This is a genomic window from Paenibacillus sp. y28 (assembly GCF_037137075.1).
Classification (GTDB): domain Bacteria; phylum Bacillota; class Bacilli; order Paenibacillales; family NBRC-103111; genus JBBBNV01.
On record NZ_JBBBNV010000009.1, the window covers coordinates 86080 to 104910 of the forward strand.

Here is an 18831-nt window from a genome sequence, read left to right on the forward strand (position 1 = left end):
ACACCCTTAACAAAATGTTCACGATTTGGCGCAGAAATTCGAGGAAATTCACCATTTTTCAATACCATACAGCAAAAAAATGAACTTGCCGACCCGCTTCTACAAGCGGACCGGCAAGCCTCTCCGTGGATTTACCTTATTAATTTTAACATATCGACAAGCTTTATGCACGTTCTAGGAAATGGAAACCGGCTCTTTCTTCGTATCGAAGGTTTTGCCGCACAGCGGAGCCAGCTTCTCCAAATCCTGCATCAGCTTGGCGAACTGCTCCGGGAACAGCGATTGAACGCCGTCGCCGGTCATCGAATTGTCCGGGTCTGTATGCATTTCTACGATAAGTCCGTCGGCGCCTGCGGCTACGGACGCTTTGCTCATCGGCTCTACCAGCTCGCGGCGGCCTGTGCCATGGCTGGGGTCCGAAATGACCGGCAGGTGGCTGAGCGATTTGAGCACCGGAATGGCTGCAAGATCCAGAGTATTGCGCGTGTACGACTCAAACGTACGAATCCCGCGCTCGCAGAGCATAACGTTCGGATTTCCTCCAGCCAAAATGTACTCGGCCGCGCTCAGGAACTCTTCGTAGGTTGCGCTGAAGCCGCGCTTCAGAAGCACCGGACGGTTTGTTTGACCCAGCTTGCGCAGCAGGTCGAAGTTCTGCATGTTGCGTGTTCCGACCTGAAGGATGTCCGCGTATTCAGCGCATACATCAACATATTCCGGCGTCATCACCTCGGTAATCGTCAGAAGACCGTGCTTCTTGCCCGCTTGAGCCATCATCTCCAGACCTTCTACGCCGATGCCTTGGAAGCTGTAAGGGCCGGTGCGGGGCTTGAACGCGCCGCCGCGCAGCACCTGCGCACCGGCCGCCTTCACCAGACGGGCGATTTCGTCGATTTGCTCCGGCGATTCCACCGCGCAAGGTCCGCCCATGATGACGAGCTCGCCTCCGCCGATTTTGACACCGTTGATATCAATTACAGAATCCTCCGGATGGAAATCGCGGCTGGCCAGCTTGTAAGGCTTGGAGATCTTGATGACATTGTCAATGCCGCTCATCTGGCGGAGCTGCTCCGCCAGCTTCGGCTCAGCCTTGCCGATAATGCCGATTACCGTACGGTCTGTGCCGCGCGATACATGGGCCTGCACTCCGAATTTCTCAATATGATGGACAATCTCGGCGATACGCTCGTCAGTAATAGTGCTGGAAGTAATGGCGATCATGAAAAACACGCTCCCTTAAGGTTAATTATATCACTTGCATACTTAGACGCTTATCCGCTGCAACGCTTGTGTGCTTTTAAGCTTTTAATCACTAAAGTATTTGTTGGGTTAATTATACCCGGCTCTCCGGCATGGGTCAAGATATTTTTTGGGGACTGCTGTTCTCGCAAAAAAGGCCTCCCGGAGCTTCGAGCTTCCGAGGGGCCTGATGAAACAGGATTCAACTATCGTCTTAATGCATCACCACGCGCAGCGCCTTGCGTTCTTTGCGCCGCTGCAGCCGGCGGGTCAGCATGTACTGCAAAAACCAGCGGATCGGAAAATACAGAAGCAGTCCCAGCAGCAAGCCGTTAATGATGCCGCCCACCAGGAGCTGTGAATAAAAGGAAAGCAGCTTATGAGGCAAGAAGCTGATATGATCGATAATCGGTTCCAGCTTATGCCCCAGCAGCATACGGCCCAGCCTTGCGTTCGGAAAAGCAAACATGGAGTAAACGAGCTTCCCGGCTACAAAGCCGATTAATGCTCCCTCCATACTTGCCCGAAACAGACGGACAAAAGGAAAGAGGAGCAAAAATGCGGCGCCGAACGTCGGCAGCGTAAACATTTCCACGGCTATCCCGATGGAGAAGCCCGCCGCTACCATGGAAGCTCCCCCCTTGGCACGCAATAGCATCAAATATTTGAATTTGATGTACCTTTTCATCGAGGTAAAGCTGAATTTCGCCGGCTTTCCTTTTCCATTACGCATGAGCTTTGTTCCTGATGGACGGGAGCAGCTTGCCGGGCTGTACAGACCGCACAGGCTCCCATGTATCCGGATTGTTCTCGTCGTACTGCTCCAGATACAAAATAACTTCCCTTGTAATCGGAGTCGGTGTCGAGGCGCCGGATGTTACAGCCACCTTGTTAACGCCCTTCAGCCATTCCCGGTTCAATTCCGTCACGTCACCGATGCGGTATGCCTTAGTGCCGGCAATTTCCTCAGATACCTGGGCAAGACGATTGGAGTTATTGCTTCGCGGGTCCCCTACGACAATACACAGGTCTGCAGCTCCAGCCTGCTCAGCTACCGCCTCTTGGCGCACTTGAGTTGCCAAACAAATTTCATTATGAATTTCAGCCTGCGGAAACTTCTCCAGCAGCATATTCATAATATGCCGGATGTCCCACTGGCTCATTGTCGTTTGATTCGTAATAATAATACGCTCCTGAGGAAGCTTCGGCACGAGGGCCTCCACGTCCTCCAGCTTTTCGATCAGATGCACGTGATCCGGTGCAATGCCGACAGCGCCCTCCGGCTCGGGGTGACCTTTCTTGCCAATGTAAATAATATGATAGCCTGCCGCGGCCTTCTCACGGATTAAATCATGGGTCTTGGTCACGTCAGGACATGTAGCGTCAACGGTCGTCAAGCCCTTTTCCCGGGCGATGCGGCGCACCTCCGGCGAAACACCGTGCGCGGTAAAAATAACCGTTCCCCGGTCGATTTTCTCCAGAATCTCCAGACGGTTCTCCCCGTCCAGCGTAATGATTCCGTCGTCCGATTCAAAAGCGTCCGTCACATGCTTGTTATGCACAATCATGCCCAAAATATAAATCGGGCGGGGCAAGTCGAGATTCTTGGCCGTTTGGCGGGCAAGCACCATCGCATCCACGACGCCATAGCAGTAGCCACGAGGCGAAATTTTGATGACTTCCATAAGGGTTGACCTCATTTCTTGAACAGCCTGTGCTTAACGGCACGGCTCTCGCTCTTTTTGGCGAAAACTGTCCTGTCTTTTAGTATACCTCACTCTGCGGGAAGTGAAAAGTTAAGCGGAAGCCAAATCATGAAGGTAGTGCCTTCGCCAAGCCTTGTTTTCACCTCGACAGAGCCGCGGTGCTCATCAATAATCCATTTGGCAATTGACAAGCCGAGTCCGGTGCCCGAGGTTTTGCCGCGGGACGGGTCTGCCCGGTAAAAACGCTCGAAAATGTGGGGAATCTCCTCTTTATCCATGCCGATCCCGGTGTCGCTGATCCGGAAGCCGATCTGGCCGTCCCCCTTCACCGCCTCCAGACTGACCTCCCCCTCCGGTGTATACTTGAAGGCGTTGTCGATGAATATAAAGAGCAGCTGCTGCAAATAATCCTTGCTGCCATAAACCGTCAAGCCGTCCAGCACCGACAAATCGCCGGGACGCCACTCGGCCGTTTTAGACAAAAATTGGGCACGGCGCACCACTTCTTGAACGAGCGGAGCCAGCTCCACCGGCTCCTTCATCATTTTCAGACCAGCGTCTGCACGGGCCAGGGACAGCATATCGTTCACGAGCCGGCTCATCCGCTCGGCTTCGGCGGAAATGTCCTGCATCGCCTCCCGGGTAATCACCAGCTGCTCATCTGAATTGTGAAGGCCTTCCTCCTGCACTTTTTTCCACATTTTCTCCAGTAAATCCACGTTCCCCCGGATTGTCGTGAGCGGCGTGCGCAGCTCGTGGGAGGCATCCGACACAAATCGCCGCTGCGTCCGGTATGCTTCATTCAGCTCGGAGTATATCCCTTCGATTCGCACCAGCATCCCGTTAATCGTCTCCGTCAAACGGCCGATTTCATCGGTAGGCCCCTCGTAGGCAATCCGTTTGTCGAGGTCGGCGCCCTTCTCGATTTGCAGTGTTGCCGTAATCACGTCGTCGATAGGCCGAAGCGCTTTGCGCGCCAAAAACCAGCCGAGAGATGCCGCAAGGGCCAGCATGAGCAGGGTAGAAAACAGCAGCAGATTGCGCACCCGGGTCAAGAGAAGCTCATCTTCCCCGATATAGACCCCGGCCTGCAGCAGACCGACCACATCGCCTTGTATGTGCAGGGGCAAATTGTACACAATAAACCGAGTATCCTTCTCATAATAGGCCTCCCCGGATTTCGCCAGCTCCGTTTGAATGGGAAGCCGCACGTTCAGCTTCTTCAGGCTGGTGGAGCGGCTGATTTCCCCGGTCTGAAAATTCGCCAGCTGCAGCAAAATGCCGCTGTCCTGAATCGAATCGTATATGTCCAGCTCCAGGTTCAGGTTAAGCCCCCGCTGCGACAGAGAGGTTCCAACATTCAGACGCTGATAAGCCCGCTGGGCATAGTCCTGCAAGGTTCGCTCATACTTGCTTTGCATGGAAACAGACAAAAAAATATAAATCCCAAAACCAAATACAAGCATCGTCGCAGCCAAAACCCCGGTATACCACAGGGTCAGGCGGAGCCGAATAGACATGGCTCAAGACTCCCCTCTAAGCACATACCCGGCGCCGCGCACGGTTTGAATGATGCGCTTCCCTCCGTATTCCTCCAGCTTTTGACGAAGGAGGGCAATGTACACCTCTAGTACGTTGGATTCACCGCTGTAGTCAATGCCCCAAATTTTATCCATAATCACATCACGTCCGAGCACCCGCTTCGGATTCTGCATGAACAAATGAAGCAGCTCGAACTCTTTTGTCGTTAATTCAATGGAATTGCCCTCCCGAAATACTTCGCGGGTATCGATATCCAGAATCAGATCTTCAAAGCTAATCCGTGCCGTGCTTGCGGCCGTACGCTCCACCTTCCGCCGCAGCAGCGAACGGACCCGGGCCAGCAGCTCCTCCAGGGCGAACGGCTTCACCATATAATCATCTGCGCCCAGATCAAGCCCTTTCACCTTGTCGGCAATTTCGTCCTTGGCGGTCAGCATCAAAACCGGCACTTCACTTCCAGCCTCGCGCACTCGCCGGCAAACCTCCCATCCGTCCATCTGCGGCATCATCACGTCCAGAATAATCAAATCGGGCTCTTCCTGAAGCAGATGCTTCAGGCCCTCCGAGCCGCTGGCCGCCGTCACAACCGAATACCCGTCAAAGGCCAGGCTGCGGCGGAGCATGGAAGTAATTTTATTATCATCATCAATGACTAGAATCTTCTCACGCAAAATGGTCCCCCCTGAATCTATCGTTTACGTATCATTGTAGCAAATTTGGCCCCGCGTTAAAACGACAGAAAGCGAAGAACCGGTTTGGCCGTGTTCTCCGCTTCCCGAGCGAATCTGCGTCTTATTTATTTTGGTCGCCAACCGTTACAGCGGTCGTGAGCGACTGGCCTTCGCGAACGACCGTAAGCGTCGCTTTGTCGCCAACCTTCAGCGTTTTGATTTTTGCCGTAAACTCTTCCGCATTTTTGACCTTCTCGCCGTTAATTTGAGTGACGACGTCATACGGCTGCAGGTCCGCGCGTGCAGCCGGGCTGCCGGTTACAACGGAGATGACAACAACGCCATCCGTGCTGTCAACCTTAAGCTGCTTCGTCCAGTCGGACGGGATATCCTGAATCCGCACGCCGATGAACGGGCTTGGCACCTTCACGTTATTTTTCAAATTGTCGAGCACCGATTTGATCGTGCCGGTCGAAATGGCGAAGCCGATGCCCTGCGCTTCCGAGCTGACAGCGGTATTAATGCCAATGACTTCCCCGTTCATGTTAATGAGCGGTCCGCCGGAGTTGCCCGGGTTGATGGAAGCATCCGTCTGCAGCAGGTGCTGGTATTTCCGCGCTTGCTGGTTGGACTGACTAATCGTAATTTCCCGCTCCTTGGCGCTCAGCACGCCGACACTAACGGTGTGATCGAAGCCCATCGGGTTCCCGATAGCTGTGACCCAATCCCCGACGCGAAGCTGATCGGAATCGCCAATCGGAAGCACGGAGAAATCCTGATCGCCCGTAATCTTAATGACCGCAAGGTCCAGATCGCGGGAGGTTCCGAGCACTTCAGCCTTGAACGGCTCTTTGAAGCCCAGTACCTCGACTTCTACCTCGTCGGCCCCTTCCAATACGTGCTGGTTGGTCAAGATATAACCCGATTTGTCAAAAATAAATCCAGAGCCTACACCCGCCTGCTGCCGCTGGCTTTGCTGACCGCCGCTTCCCCCGCTATTGCCGCTGTCAGGAAGCTGACCGCCGTTGCCGAAGAAATAACGGTAAATATCGTCATTATTAAAAAACGGATTCGAGCTGCGGCTGCGGGAGGAGGAGGAGGAAGACTTCACATACGTGTCAATCTTCACCACCGCCGGGCTTGCCTGATCGACCAAATCAGCAATCGAGTTCGGACGGGCTGTGCTTGCTACAGCCGTGGTTACTCCGCCGCCGCCCGAAGACGAGACGAGCGTGCTTCCTGTTCCGGCCGCCGCCGATTGAACGGCCTGCTTCGGCGTAAACAGGTTTAACCGGTCAGAGGTAACCATCAAGCCCCCGACGAGAACGGCGCCGGCCATAAAGGCGGCGAACATGCTTTTCCAGCCGGTTCGTTTTTTCGGCGGGCCGTACTCCCATTTCGCCTCACTTTGGGTAGGGGACACATGCACCTGAGAGCTTGCATACGGTCTGACCGGACGCGGAGCGGAAACATCGGCGCTGGCCGCTTCTCCATTTGAAGTCGAGTAGGTGGTATACCGGCTTCCATTCTCATTCTCGCCGTTTGATTTGTACGGTCCGTAGGAATAATAGAAGGAAGAGGAGGATTGGCCTGATTCTGCAGATGGCTTGCTGCTATCGCCCTGTTCCTTGCCATCACCATTTGCTGCGCCTCCGCTGCGGTAGAAAAGGTTGTCATCCTTGCGTTTGTTGTCTTCCATTTTGAACTGCCTCCTTCTAAGGTCATTTATGTGTTTGAATTCATAATTTGCTAATGTCCTGATGTCTATATATTGGACCCCGTAGCTTAAATGAACCTTAAAAGAAGATAAAGCGCAGTTAAAAAGTTACGGGCGGATTTGCTGCTCGGCTTCCTTTAATACAGCCGCCGCTTGTTCGACCCAATTTTGCTCCACATCCGCATCCTTGTCAATAGGGGCCGCGAACTGATCCACAAGCGCGCCGTATATGCGAGGCTGGGTATCCTGATCCGTATTGTCTTCATATAAATGCTTCAATACATAAGGCGTTCCGATTCGGACAACCGCCTCCGGGTTATCGTCGTCCCCGTCCAGCTCGCCCCGGATAACATCAAAGGGAATTCGCAAAAATACGGTATGGCGTTCATCCAGAGGACGATCTAGCGAACCATGGGTGTAATCCCAATTGCCGCCGAGGGTAAAGCCGCTGCCGGACAGCCGGTCTCTCAAATTGGCAAAATCAAGCTCATGGCCTTCGATAGCGGACGTTAACGGAATCATAATGTCGACACTCCTTTAAGGGTTAGTCATCGGAAGCATGCTATTTTTTAGGATGAACCTCCGGCCTCCTTTTTATGAGCCCGGTTTCCAGTAAAATCACGTAATAAATACTAACACCTTTCGTTGACATACTTATCAACAGACACTTATAATGGACTGCGGAAACGATTACAACATCACATGTAAGGAGTGGAACGGTTGGAGCTGGACCTGAAACAATTGGCCAGCGGCGTGGATACGATTTGGGTCGTCCTGACCGCGGCAATGATTTTGCTCATGGAGGGCGGATTCGCTTTGCTGGAAGCCGGATTTGTCCGTCAGAAAAACGCCGTGAGCATTATTATGAAGGTGTTTGTCGATATTGCTTTCGGAGCCCTGGTGTTTTATATTTTTGGCTTTGCCATTATGTACGGTACGGATGCCGGCGGGTTTATCGGAACGAGCGGCTTTATGCTTGGCGGCGATTTGTCGCATATTGACCTGTCGATTAATCACGAAACCTACTGGCTGTTCCAGTGCGCCTTTGTTATCGCCGTCATCTCGATCGTCTCCGGGGCCGTTGCGGAGCGTGTTAATTTCCGGGCTTATATTTTGTATACCATTGTTATGACGGGCCTCATCTATCCAATTGCCGGCCACTGGGTATGGAGCGTTAACGGCTGGCTGCTGCAGCTGGGCATGATAGACTTTGCCGGTTCGGCTGTTATTCACGGTCTTGGCGGCTTCTCGGCGCTCGCCGCGGCGATGATTATCGGTCCCCGCATCGGCAAATTTGCCGCAGACGGATCGGCCAATATCGTGCCGCCCTCCAACCTGCCGCTCGCCTCAGTCGGCGCCTTTATTCTCTGGTTCGGCTGGTTCGGCTTCAACTCCGGCAGTACCCTTAGCGCCACGAATACATCGATCGGTCATATCGCTGTGACGACGATGCTTTCCGCCGCCGCGGGGAGTGCTACCTGCATCCTGTTTACGATGATCCGCTATAAGAAATCCGATCCCCCGATGGTCATCAACGGCGCCCTGGCGGGTCTGGTCGGCATCACCGCCGGCTGCGCCTTTGTTTCCGACGCCGCCGCTATTCTTATCGGTATTCTCAGCGGAATCGCCATGGTGCTCGCGACCGAATTGCTGGAAAAACGCGGCATCGACGACCCTGTCGGCGCCTTTGCCGTTCACGGCGTCAGCGGCAGCATCGGCACACTGGCCGTCGGGCTGTTCGCTATCCCGGAGCTTACCGGCGGGACGACAGCCGGCTTATTTTATGGCGGCGGCTGGAGGCTGCTGGGCGTCCAAGCGCTCGGGCTCGTCGTTGTATGCGTTTGGGGCTTCCTGCTGACCTGGGCGGCGCTCAAGCTAATCGGCACGGTAGTCAAGCTCCGTGTCAGCCGGGATGAAGAGCTAATCGGTCTTGATGTCGGTATTCACGGCGTCCCCGCCTACAGCCAGGAAAAGGATTTTATCGACTTGAATGCCTTGAAGAAGGATCATTAAAGCTAACAAAAGCTAACATTCAAGAAGAAATAAAAGAAGCGCTTCTCCGCCGGAGAAGCGCTTCTTTTTTCTTCCCTTATCCCGCTCACCTCCTCTGTGCCCTTTGACTATCCCGCTTTCTAAGCTTGGTGAGGGCTTTTTATGCGGACCGGGCTATGTGCATATACCGAAACTGCGAAGTGAGGCAGGCTATGCGGGCGGTCTAGGGTCCGCGTGTGGTCGACCGACCGCCGTCAAGTTGATCTAAAACCGTCATGACTTTCTGTCGCCTCCCCGGTGTGAAAGCAGCTCCTTCACCAGACAAAAATAAACCCTGCAGCCATTACGACTGCAGGGTATACATACTCAAACCCCGTATTTCATTCTAAGTTCCGTGATGCAAGGCTTCTCGGCTACAGCTCCAGCGCACCGGACAAATCCTCACTTAATGTAATCAAATCTCCCGGCTGTGAGCTGCTCATAATCGACTTGGCCGCTTCAACCTCCAGCCGGAGCCTTCTGACCTGCTCCATCGGCTGTTTGACATAATGAATGTACTCGACCGCCAGATGATGATCATGCTTCTTGCCGGAGAACATTCGGCGCAGCGGGGACATCGTCTGGTACGCCTGCTCTTCCTTCATCCGCTTATGCTCATACCGTTCAACAACCTGCTCGATGTCAGCAATCTGCTGCTCTTTACGGGCAATATACGCCTCCAAAAAAGGAAACACTTCCGCAGCCTTGCGCTGTTTAAGCCGTGTGCCTGCCGTATTATTATTACGCACTGCATCCATCACGATAACTCACCTGCCGATTAATGTGAACATTCATAACGCTAGTTTACACCATTATTCGGTTTTTGCAAGTGTTTTTTGATGGGAATGCGTAAATTAATGTAACATCAATTCCATGTCAAAAATCCCAAAAGGCCGCATCTGCTCATCTACAATGGCTGCGGCTTCCTTGCTTTACTCCGCCAGCTTCTTGATTTCCTGTGCCACGACAATAATCCCCGGCCACAGACCCGGCAGTAAAAAAGCCAGAGCAGCTGTGGCAATGCCGATTACACTAATCACTGGCAATCCGCGACGCGCCCCCCCCTGATTATTCAACTTGCTCTACTCATTTCCATTCCGGTTTAAATTCGCTTACATTATAATCAAACGATGTCTGTGGTCGACCGACGGCCGTCATGCAGCGAAACACCGCGCGCTGGGAGCTGCGCGCGGTGCGGAGTCGAATTGAAAAAAGGGCCGCCTGTTTCATCAGACGACCCCGCTGTGTTTGCAGCTGTGATGCATTATTATTCGTTTGCGTTATTGGATTGAGCGTTAGTTGCCGCCCGGTTGGCATTGTTTGCCGAAACCTCTTCAGCAAATTCAGCCTTGTTTTGCTGGTTATTCACATTTTTGTTCTTGTTCTTGTTGTTGGCCATTGTTCAAGTCACCTCCCCTGCACAACCTTATTATGAGGAGAGAAGGCCTGTTTTATTCCTAGGATTAGGCTGTGATTCCAGCCCTTACGAATCCATTTCGTATATATGTGTCAGCTCCGCGCGAAGCCGCTCCTTGCCGCGATGCACCTTGGCCTTCACCGTTCCGGCCGGCAGCTCCAGCATCGCAGCGATTTCCTTATCGGTAAAGCCGTATACAAATTTAAGCTCGAAAATTTTGCGGCTCTCCTCATCCAGCTGGCCGATGCTGTCCCAAATCTCCTTGCGAACCAGATACATCTCCAGTCCGGCCGCCTGTTCATCTATCGCCAAGCACGGATCGACCTCGTATCCGGTTACCCGTGTGTGCAGCGACTTGCGGCGCAGCAAGTTAATAGCCGTATTGGTTGTAATCGTCTTGGCCCAGGCGATAATCTTATCCGGTGATTTCAGGGTATCGATGTTTATTAGTATTTTGAGCCAAGCCTCCTGGACGATATCCATGGCATCCGTACGATCGCGGACAAAGGCGTACGCCACGATAAACATTTGACGATACAGCTCGTTCAGCAGCGCGTCATGGTTTTCCGGGCTCTGAGCGCTTTCTGACTCCAAAAAAGTCCACATCCCGCTTTTCATCTCCCCATCTCCAACCTGAAAACAAGATGTATGCGTTTACAATAACTCCATAAATTGTAACATATCCGGTCTATAAATAAAAGAAGCTTGTGATAAGAATTCTCACTTATCCCAAGCTTCCCGTATCCGGTTAAGGAGCCAGCGCCGTATCGTTCATTTGCTTCAGAGCGGCTTCCGTCATTTTCCCTTTCCCCCACTCAATAACATATACATTGACTTTGCGCTTGCCCCATTCTTTGTAGACATCTTCTTTTTTATTAAAATACAAATCGATAATGTTTCCTTTGATGGCCGACCCGGTATCTGCGACTACCGCATAGCCGTAATCTGGAATATACAGTACCGTACCAATCGGAAATACCTTCGGATCGGCGGCAATCGTGGAATATACATCACGCCGGACCTGAACACCGGAATAGGTAATTCCATACGAAGGATGACCGGGCTTCTTGCCCGTTGACTCGACTCCGGCGTAATAGCCGGTGGCAACAACTTCCTTGGCTGTAAAGCCGGATATATCCTCATGCAGCGCGGGATATCTTTTGTTCGTCTCCATCAGCTCCTGAGCTGAACGATAACGCGCGGTCCTCACCTTGCCCGCCTCAGCCGCTTGCGTTGTGACTGGCGTCGCCGCGGAGATGCTGGGGGTGCTGACCTTCTTGAACGATGGCTGTTCTATCGTTACGGGTAAATACGGCTTTGCTTCGACTCCCCGGTCCGGTGGTTCCCACTGCCCTGGTACCGCAACAAGCACGATGCACAGCATAAAGCAGCTAAACCATCTGGCCGGGGAGTTCGTCGTAGAATCCATGTAGGAACCCTCCCTGTTAGAGAGGGTGCCCAAGTTCGGAAAAAATAATCATTTTTTAAAACAAACAGGCCCTGAGAGCCGCATATCCACACGGTCCCAGAGCCTTATTCATTACACCGGCTTCACTTAGAAACGTTTGCCGCCGATATCTTCGCCAATCATCGCAATAACGTCTGCAACCAGCTTCGCGCCCAGATCGCCTTCTCCGCGTTTGCGCACGCTCAGCGTTCCGTTCGACTGTTCATTCTCCCCGACTACGAGCATGTAAGGGATTTTCTCCAGCTGTGCTTCGCGGATTTTGTAGCCGAGCTTCTCGTTGCGCAGATCGGATTCAACCCGGATACCCGCCTGCCGCAGCTTCTCGGTCACTTCATTCGTATAAGCCTCGAACGCCGGCGAAACCGGAATCACCTGGGCTTGTACAGGAGACAGCCAGGTCGGCAGATTGCCCGCAAAGTTCTCCAGCAGGAACGCGGTCATCCGCTCCATGGTGCTGATAATGCCGCGGTGAATAACAACCGGACGGTGCTTCTGACCGTCATCGCCGATATATTCGAGCTGGAAGCGCTCCGGCAGCAGGAAGTCCAGCTGAACGGTCGATAAGGTTTCTTCTTTTTTCAATGCAGTTTTAATTTGCACGTCCAGCTTCGGCCCGTAGAACGCGGCTTCGCCTTCCGCCTCGAAGAACGGCAGATCCAGCTCCTCAATAACCTCACGGAGCATACGCTGGGACATTTCCCACATGGCATCGTTCTGGAAATATTTCTCCGTGTCCTTCGGATCGCGGTACGACAAGCGGAAGCGGTAGTCGGTAATGCCGAAGTCCTCATATACTTGACGGATCAGGTTGACGACCCGCGCAAATTCATCTTTAATTTGGTCCGGGCGGCAAAAAATATGAGCGTCGTTCAGCGTCATAGCGCGAACGCGGTGCAGGCCGGTCAGAGCGCCGGACATTTCGTAACGGTGCATGGTGCCCAGCTCCGCAATACGTACCGGCAAATCGCGGTAGCTGCGCATTTCGCTTTTGTACACCATCATATGGTGCGGGCAGTTCATCGGACGAAGAACAAGCTCCTCGTTGTCCATGATCATTTTCGGGAACATGTCCTCGCTGTAATGATCCCAGTGGCCGGAGGTTTTGTACAGCTCCACGTTAGCAAGCACCGGCGTATAGACATGGCTGTAGCCAAGCTTTTCTTCCAAATCTACAATATAACGCTCCAGCGTCCGGCGAAGCTTGGCGCCCTTGGGCAGCCACAGCGGAAGCCCTTGGCCCACCTCGCGCGAGAAGCTGAAAATTTTCAGCTCTTTGCCTAGCTTGCGGTGGTCGCGTTTTTTGGCTTCCTCCAGCAAATGCAGATGCTCGTCCAATTGCGCTTTTTTCGGGAACGCTGTTCCATAAATACGCTGCAGCATCTTGTTGTTGGCATTGCCGCGCCAGTAGGCTCCGGCTACGCTCAATAGCTTGAAGGCTTTAATTCGTCCGGTGGACGGCAGATGCGGCCCGCGGCACAGGTCAAAAAATTCGCCCTGATCGTAAATGGTGAGTTCAGCATCCTCGGGCAGGTCGTTAATCAGCTCGATTTTGTACGGATCGTTCATGCCGCGGAAAATCGCCAACGCCTCTTCACGGCTCACAACCCGGCGGGTAATCGGCAGGTTCTCTTGAATGATGCGCTCCATTTGCTTCTCAATAGCCGCCAAATCCTCAACGGAAATGGGAGTCTCGATATCGATGTCATAGTAGAAGCCGTCTTCGATGACTGGGCCGATACCAAGCTTTACCTTGTCATCGCCATAGATGCGTTTAAGGGCCTGAGCCATCAAATGCGCAGTGCTGTGACGGTAAACCTCCAGCCCGTCTGCGCTGTCGAGAGTGACGATTTCAATCGCGGCATCCTCTTCCAATGTACGGGACAAGTCTACGGATTTGCCGTTAATTTTGCCCCCGATTGCATTTTTCTTCAGACCGGAGCTGATGGAGCCGGCGATGTCTTCAATGGTTACGCCCTGCTCGTACTCGCGTACAGCGCCGTCCGGCAGTGTTACTTTTACGGACATTTTCATTCATCTCCTTGGATTTAGTAACAAAAAAACACCCATCCCGCTAGGGACGAGTGTGCTTCTCGTGGTTCCACCCTGAATTCCGCCGCCCGCTCTGGCATGCCAGCTTCGAGTCAGCGCTTCATTTGTTCTGTAACGGGAACTCCCGGCAATGCATACTACGGTCAATTTCTGGAAATCATCCGCATGTTCCGCATCACAGCTTACAAAGGGGTAAACGGCTTCCCGATGCCGAAGGAGCTTGCAGCCTAGGCTCCCCTCTCTGAACGGACGGTGAAGACATTCATGTCTTTGCTCAAACACTTTTACCAGATTAGAAATGATAGGAGTCTCGCTTCTACAAACGGCTCTAATCCAGCTAATAAACAGGCATTGTACCTCCGAAAAGGACAGCAAAGCTGTTTATCCGGCAATGCTTCCATTATAATGAGGTTCGTGACCAAGGTCAAGAACCAGATGTACAAAGTACGGTCCGATGCTCGAAAATATTCATAATCGTTTGAATGACCGGTGCCTCCGGCTCATGGGTGTGAATATAAATCCGCTGCGGGGACATCGTAATCAGCGTGCTGACAATCATATCCTCGAAGTTAATTTCCTTGCCCGACAGCTCGAAGGTGACCTCGGCCGGTTTCGTCTCAATCGGAACCATATGCTCGTTCAGCAGGGAAAACTCATGGCCTCCGTTATGCAGCAGATGGGCGACCGGCATTTTGGTGTCCTGCACATACACGAAATATTTCAGCAGGGAAATAAAATCCTGATACTGCTTATCCATAACATATTCATCCATGGCGTATTCGGCCACATCGCGCAGCTCGCTCCAATATTCATTCAGCCGAAAGCGGATAAATCCGTTCATATGGAGCCGAATGTCCTCTCTGAAGTATTCCTGCACGGAGGCGATGATTTTGTTTTTGCGGCGCTGTAAAGCCGTCATTTCCTCAAATCCGTGCTCGTCCGAGGGGTCAAGAAGGCGAAGGCAGTACGGCTCGATCACCTCCAGCTCGCCCGAATCGCCATACCCGTACTCCCGTGTAATAATACCCCGCAGCAGCGGTCGTTCCTCATGCTCTATAATGTAGTCGGCAATCGCTTGCGCGGCTCTGCGGTATACTTCTTCTCCGGTCCGGCACAAGGAAAAACCGGGCAATTTGCCATAACAGCGCAGCACTGCATGAGTCGGATACGCCTCTTCAATCAGCTTTACGCCGCTTCCGGTGCCGAGCAGACTGCCGAGCTCCCGCTTTACAAGTGTTTTCAGCAGGCTGCGGCTTTCCTCGTCCGGCTCCATAGTAACCAAAGTAAACAGCTCCATCCCTTCACTCCTTCCCAAAAAGCGAATTACTTCTAGTATATGCAGGGAAGGCGCATTCCATTTAAGGAACATGAAACAATTGCGAAGGGCTTGCCTGCCTCGCAGAAGGCCGCGCGGCGCCCAAACGCAGCTTAACCTCATGTAAAATCAAAAAGACATCCCCACCAGCAGGACAGGCCGCTGCGAAGGGATGTCTTATAAAAGCAGGACAAAATCGGATACGTGTACTGTATCAGCCAAAGTGGGTTCTCCTTATTTTCAAGCTGGTGTCCCCGTCAATTAAGCTCCGGATCGCCTGAATAATGGGGTCAAATTCCGCATACTTTTTTCCGTATGCCAGGTTGAATTCATAATCGAAGTTAGCCGGGTTGTCGCCCTGATTGTGCTGAATGATGGTCTCCATCTTATCTATCGCCTTGACAAGCTTCGCTTCCTTCGTCTCGCCCAGGTTGTACTCCCACCACAGCTCCATGATTCGGGTCCGGATCGGTTCCGGGAGCGTCGCCGTTATCGTATTCATCGCGTACTCCTCGGTTTTCAGCTTCTGCTTCTGATCCACCTCAAGCTTGGCAGAGATGTCACCCTCGAACGCCTCCCCCATATCATGAATCAGGCTGAGCTGAACCGCCTTGGCCATATCATAGTCAGGAAAATAATCCCCCAATACGAAAGCGTACATCGCCAGCCGCCAGGAGTGCTCCGCCACGCTTTCCTGGCGCTTCTCACTGGTCCAGGCCGTCCGGGTAATATTTTTCAGCCGCTCAATCTCCTTGATGAAAGAAATGATGTTGTAGTACTCCGCCGCATTACCTCGCATGGTCTTCCCCTCCTCTATCTGTATTTAAGTGCTGCAGCATCACATCCAAGGTACAGGAAGGTTGCATCTTGTCTGCAGGAATCGAAAACCACGTCCCTACTGTGATGTAACTCTATTGTATGATAATTGTCAAAATAATGCGACAATTTGGTGAACGAAAATTTTTCTCTCTTGTGCAGAAGCTGGGAATCCAGCGCCGCGTGACGAGTAAATCATGAAACAAAAGCCCTCCAACCGCGCTTCATTCACGCTTCATGGAGGGCCGCCAGCTCTTTAGTTCTGCATAATGAAGTCCCGATCCGCACTTTCATGCGCCTCGTATACCTTCAGCAGATTATACTTCGTATCGCGACGGGCCGGAATTTTGCCCGCTTCACGGATCAGCTTGAGAATCAAATCAATGTTCACCTTATGCGTAGTGCCCGCCGCCGAAACGACGTTCTCCTCCAGCATCGTGCTGCCGAAATCGTTGCAGCCATATTCCAGTGACAGCTTGCCTACATCCGCCCCCATCGTCACCCAGGACGACTGGAAATTCGGAATGTTGTCCAGCGTAAGCCGGGCAATGGCTACTGCCTTCAAGTACTCCTCTGCGGAAACCTTCTCCGCCTTCATGTTGGTGAAGTCGGACTGGAACGTCCAGACGATGAAGGCAAGGAAGCCCGGCGTCGGATAGCCTTCCCGGATAATGATGTCCTGCGCGTCCCGCAGCCGGTGCAGATGAAGCGCCCGCTCCTCCATGCTCTCGCCGAAGCCGATAACCATCGTCGCCGTTGTATGCAGTCCGACCTTATTGGCCGTAATCATCGTATCAATCCACTCGGTCCAGGAGCCCTTCAACCGGCTGATTTTGCGGCGGGTCCGGTCATCAAGTATCTCGGCTCCTGCGCCTGGAAGCGAGTCCAGTCCAGCCTCCTTCAGCTGGCGCAGCACCTCCTCCATCGGCAGGCCGGACAGTTCCTGCATCTTGGCTATTTCGGCCACGGACAGCGAGTGCATCGTAATATCAGGGAAGCGCTGCTTAATTTCCCGCAGCAGGTCCAGATAGTAGCTGAAAGGCAAATCCGGGTTCACGCCGCCCTGCATCAAAATTTCCGTACCGCCTACATCCACCGTCTCCTGAATTTTTTGCAGAATGACATCGTTAGGCAGCACATAGCCTTCTTGATGTCCCGGTCGGCGGTAAAATGCACAGAATCTGCAAAATACATCGCATACGTTGGTATAGTTAATATTGCGCCCTACGACAAAGGTAGTAATCGGCTCCGGGTGATGACGCAGCATGATCTGGTTGGCGGCCCGCCCCATCTTCTCGATTTCGTCCGATTCCCATAGCTTGATGGTGTCTTCCAAATTCAGCCGCTCGCCCGCTAATGCTTTGTCCAAAATCAAGTCAATGCTGCTCATAGTCTGTTCCTCCGTCTCCATCCATATGACCTAATCCTATCACAATCGAACTAAAAAAAATAGCGCCGTAGGGGGCGCTAGGGGGGTAACGTTATGGCTAAATGATGGCAGTTTGCACAGGGACCGGAACCGGCAGCAGACGACCTGGCTTCGCAAAGAAATAACCCTGTCCCATCTGAACCTCATGGCGGAGAAGCACATCGGCCTCCTCCTGGCGCTCCACGCCTTCAGCGACGACTTCGCAGTTGATATTCTCCGCGAAGAGCAGCAGCGCCTTCAGCAGCGACTGCTTCGCCAGAGTTTGATCAATATTCTGGATCACGGATTTGTCAATCTTGATAATGTCCGGGATCAGCTCGCTTATCGATTGCAGGCTGGAGTAGCCTGCGCCGGCATCATCCACCGCAAACCGAAACCCATGGGACCGGTAGCTGCGCAAAATCGAGTTCATATGGTCGAAATCCCGGATGGAATGGCGCTCCGTAATTTCAAATACGATTTGGCACGGCATAATGACTGCATATTCGTCCAGAAGCTCCATCAGGCGCTGTAAAAATAGCGGGTGATTCAGAGACACCGCCGTCACATTAATAAACACCTGCTCCCGGATGCCGCGGACGGAGATTTCCTGGAACACCTTCTTTATAACAACCAGCTCAAGCCGGGTGAGCAAATCCGCCTGATAAGCAAAATCAAACAACTCGTCCGGCAGATGATACGGCGTGTCCCTCGGACCGCGGGTCAGAAACTCCCAGCCGTACACCTGGCTGTCCCGCAAACGGATAATCGGCTGCGCCAGGACGGTAATATTCTCTTCATTTAATATCTCATGAAGCTGCTGTCTGGAATGGCTGAAATGGGCCGACAGCTTCTTCGTGGCAATCGCATGTGCATAATGAAACGCGCTGAGCAGCGCCGCGCGCGTGTCGCCTGTATCCATATCAAGCTTCTGGCAGCCGACCTGGAAATGAATTTTCCCGGCAAACGGCAGCTCGGCATGCTGCTTCAAAGCCTGCTCCATATCCTTCCGCAGCTTCTGGGCCTTCTGCTGCAGCTCATCATACTTCGTGTCCTGCTTGCAGCGGATGTAGAGGCAAAAGCTTTCGCCATTGACTTGGCGTACGCCAATAATTTCACGGGCTTTCCAGTGATGCAGCATCTGCTCCTTCATCAGCTGTTTAATCTGAGCATGCATTCTTTCCAGCATCTCGCCGGTGAAGGTGGTCAGCAAAGTGTGGTAGTTCTCCATATTGAACAAAAGAAGCGCGCAGCCATGTCCCTCGGACCGGTGGCGGTGAACCAGAGAAAAAATGGGGTCCCGCAGCGTAAATTCCGGCGGAAAGTATTTCAGTGCCTGATTCGTGAGAGGCAAATACAAAAGCTGTGTGACCCGTTGTCTCCATTTCGTCCAAAACGTGGATCGAAGCATGCTGGTCCCCCTTCACTTCCCCAAATAAAAGGCACACGTTC

The 18831-nt window shown here is 52.8% G+C and carries 17 protein-coding genes; 1 reads left to right on the forward strand and 16 read right to left on the reverse strand.

Annotation, left to right across the window (positions count from 1 at the left end; translation table 11 throughout):
- Positions 1-174 precede the first annotated feature (174 nt).
- The 7 genes from aroF to WBG83_RS09675 form a co-directional block, all read right to left on the reverse strand.
- On the reverse strand, positions 175-1221 hold the full coding sequence (gene aroF, locus WBG83_RS09645) for a 3-deoxy-7-phosphoheptulonate synthase (protein ID WP_336744802.1): 1047 nt from the start codon (positions 1219-1221) through the stop codon (positions 175-177).
- 232 nt (positions 1222-1453) lie between these two features.
- Complete coding sequence (locus tag WBG83_RS09650) at positions 1454-1972, reverse strand: DUF2062 domain-containing protein (RefSeq protein ID WP_336744803.1); 519 nt, start codon at positions 1970-1972, stop codon at positions 1454-1456.
- Positions 1965-2924 (reverse strand): 4-hydroxy-3-methylbut-2-enyl diphosphate reductase, encoded by a 960-nt coding sequence (locus WBG83_RS09655; protein WP_336744804.1) that lies wholly within the window; start codon positions 2922-2924, stop codon positions 1965-1967. Before WBG83_RS09655 ends, WBG83_RS09650 begins: the two co-directional genes overlap by 8 nt.
- A gap of 89 nt (positions 2925-3013) precedes the next feature.
- Positions 3014-4465, reverse strand: coding sequence for a sensor histidine kinase (locus WBG83_RS09660; protein WP_336744805.1), 1452 nt, complete (start codon positions 4463-4465; stop codon positions 3014-3016).
- 3 nt (positions 4466-4468) lie between these two features.
- Positions 4469-5158 carry a response regulator transcription factor gene (locus WBG83_RS09665; protein ID WP_336744806.1) on the reverse strand — a complete coding sequence of 230 codons (690 nt, stop codon included), beginning with the start codon at positions 5156-5158 and terminating at the stop codon, positions 4469-4471.
- Between the two features lie 121 nt (positions 5159-5279).
- Positions 5280-6857: a S1C family serine protease gene (locus WBG83_RS09670; protein ID WP_336744807.1), complete on the reverse strand. Its 1578-nt coding sequence runs from the start codon at positions 6855-6857 to the stop codon at positions 5280-5282.
- Positions 6858-6983: 126 nt separating this feature from the next.
- Positions 6984-7397: a YugN family protein gene (locus tag WBG83_RS09675; RefSeq protein ID WP_336744808.1), complete on the reverse strand. Its 414-nt coding sequence runs from the start codon at positions 7395-7397 to the stop codon at positions 6984-6986.
- 204 nt (positions 7398-7601) lie between these two features.
- Here WBG83_RS09675 and WBG83_RS09680 point away from each other — a divergent pair, with 204 nt between their 5' ends.
- Entirely contained in the window at positions 7602-8888 is a 1287-nt protein-coding gene (locus tag WBG83_RS09680) for an ammonium transporter (RefSeq protein WP_336744876.1), read from the forward strand.
- 392 nt (positions 8889-9280) lie between these two features.
- Here WBG83_RS09680 and WBG83_RS09685 read toward each other — a convergent pair whose 3' ends face one another.
- From WBG83_RS09685 to WBG83_RS09725, 9 genes are all read right to left on the reverse strand, one after another.
- Entirely contained in the window at positions 9281-9664 is a 384-nt protein-coding gene (locus WBG83_RS09685) for a hypothetical protein (protein WP_336744809.1), read from the reverse strand.
- 509 nt (positions 9665-10173) lie between these two features.
- Entirely contained in the window at positions 10174-10305 is a 132-nt protein-coding gene (locus WBG83_RS09690) for a hypothetical protein (protein ID WP_336744810.1), read from the reverse strand.
- 84 nt (positions 10306-10389) lie between these two features.
- The gene (locus tag WBG83_RS09695) at positions 10390-10929 is read right to left on the reverse strand and encodes an RNA polymerase sigma factor (RefSeq protein ID WP_336744811.1); all 540 of its coding nucleotides are present in this window, start codon (positions 10927-10929) and stop codon (positions 10390-10392) included.
- Positions 10930-11071: 142 nt separating this feature from the next.
- Positions 11072-11752, reverse strand: a complete 681-nt coding sequence (locus WBG83_RS09700; protein WP_336744812.1) for a 3D domain-containing protein — start codon at positions 11750-11752, stop codon at positions 11072-11074.
- Between the two features lie 126 nt (positions 11753-11878).
- Entirely contained in the window at positions 11879-13816 is a 1938-nt protein-coding gene (gene thrS / locus WBG83_RS09705; RefSeq protein WP_336744813.1) for a threonine--tRNA ligase, read from the reverse strand.
- 448 nt (positions 13817-14264) lie between these two features.
- Positions 14265-15137, reverse strand: coding sequence for a putative sporulation protein YtxC (locus WBG83_RS09710; RefSeq protein WP_336744814.1), 873 nt, complete (start codon positions 15135-15137; stop codon positions 14265-14267).
- A 232-nt stretch (positions 15138-15369) separates the two neighbouring features.
- A complete protein-coding gene (locus tag WBG83_RS09715) occupies positions 15370-15954 on the reverse strand; it encodes an HD domain-containing protein (protein ID WP_336744815.1) in 585 nt (194 codons plus the stop codon).
- 273 nt (positions 15955-16227) lie between these two features.
- Positions 16228-17361, reverse strand: coding sequence for a cyclic dehypoxanthinyl futalosine synthase (mqnC, locus tag WBG83_RS09720; RefSeq protein WP_336744816.1), 1134 nt, complete (start codon positions 17359-17361; stop codon positions 16228-16230).
- Between the two features lie 97 nt (positions 17362-17458).
- Positions 17459-18790: an EAL domain-containing protein gene (locus WBG83_RS09725; protein WP_336744817.1), complete on the reverse strand. Its 1332-nt coding sequence runs from the start codon at positions 18788-18790 to the stop codon at positions 17459-17461.
- Positions 18791-18831 lie beyond the last annotated feature (41 nt).

Bases quoted from the DNA above. Each gene is read 5' to 3' on its own strand.
- thrS (WP_336744813.1), bottom strand. From the start codon at position 13,816: ATGTCCGTAAAAGTAACACTGCCGGACGGCGCTGTACGCGAGTACGAG.
- mqnC (WP_336744816.1), bottom strand. From the start codon at position 17,361: ATGAGCAGCATTGACTTGATTTTGGACAAAGCATTAGCGGGCGAGCGG.
- WBG83_RS09685 (WP_336744809.1), bottom strand. From the start codon at position 9,664: ATGGATGCAGTGCGTAATAATAATACGGCAGGCACACGGCTTAAACAG.
- WBG83_RS09655 (WP_336744804.1), bottom strand. From the start codon at position 2,924: ATGGAAGTCATCAAAATTTCGCCTCGTGGCTACTGCTATGGCGTCGTG.
- WBG83_RS09650 (WP_336744803.1), bottom strand. From the start codon at position 1,972: ATGCGTAATGGAAAAGGAAAGCCGGCGAAATTCAGCTTTACCTCGATG.
- aroF (WP_336744802.1), bottom strand. From the start codon at position 1,221: ATGATCGCCATTACTTCCAGCACTATTACTGACGAGCGTATCGCCGAG.
- WBG83_RS09675 (WP_336744808.1), bottom strand. From the start codon at position 7,397: ATGATTCCGTTAACGTCCGCTATCGAAGGCCATGAGCTTGATTTTGCC.
- WBG83_RS09695 (WP_336744811.1), bottom strand. From the start codon at position 10,929: ATGTGGACTTTTTTGGAGTCAGAAAGCGCTCAGAGCCCGGAAAACCAT.
- WBG83_RS09700 (WP_336744812.1), bottom strand. From the start codon at position 11,752: ATGGATTCTACGACGAACTCCCCGGCCAGATGGTTTAGCTGCTTTATG.
- WBG83_RS09670 (WP_336744807.1), bottom strand. From the start codon at position 6,857: ATGGAAGACAACAAACGCAAGGATGACAACCTTTTCTACCGCAGCGGA.
- WBG83_RS09710 (WP_336744814.1), bottom strand. From the start codon at position 15,137: ATGGAGCTGTTTACTTTGGTTACTATGGAGCCGGACGAGGAAAGCCGC.
- WBG83_RS09690 (WP_336744810.1), bottom strand. From the start codon at position 10,305: ATGGCCAACAACAAGAACAAGAACAAAAATGTGAATAACCAGCAAAAC.
- WBG83_RS09660 (WP_336744805.1), bottom strand. From the start codon at position 4,465: ATGTCTATTCGGCTCCGCCTGACCCTGTGGTATACCGGGGTTTTGGCT.
- WBG83_RS09715 (WP_336744815.1), bottom strand. From the start codon at position 15,954: ATGCGAGGTAATGCGGCGGAGTACTACAACATCATTTCTTTCATCAAG.
- WBG83_RS09725 (WP_336744817.1), bottom strand. From the start codon at position 18,790: ATGCTTCGATCCACGTTTTGGACGAAATGGAGACAACGGGTCACACAG.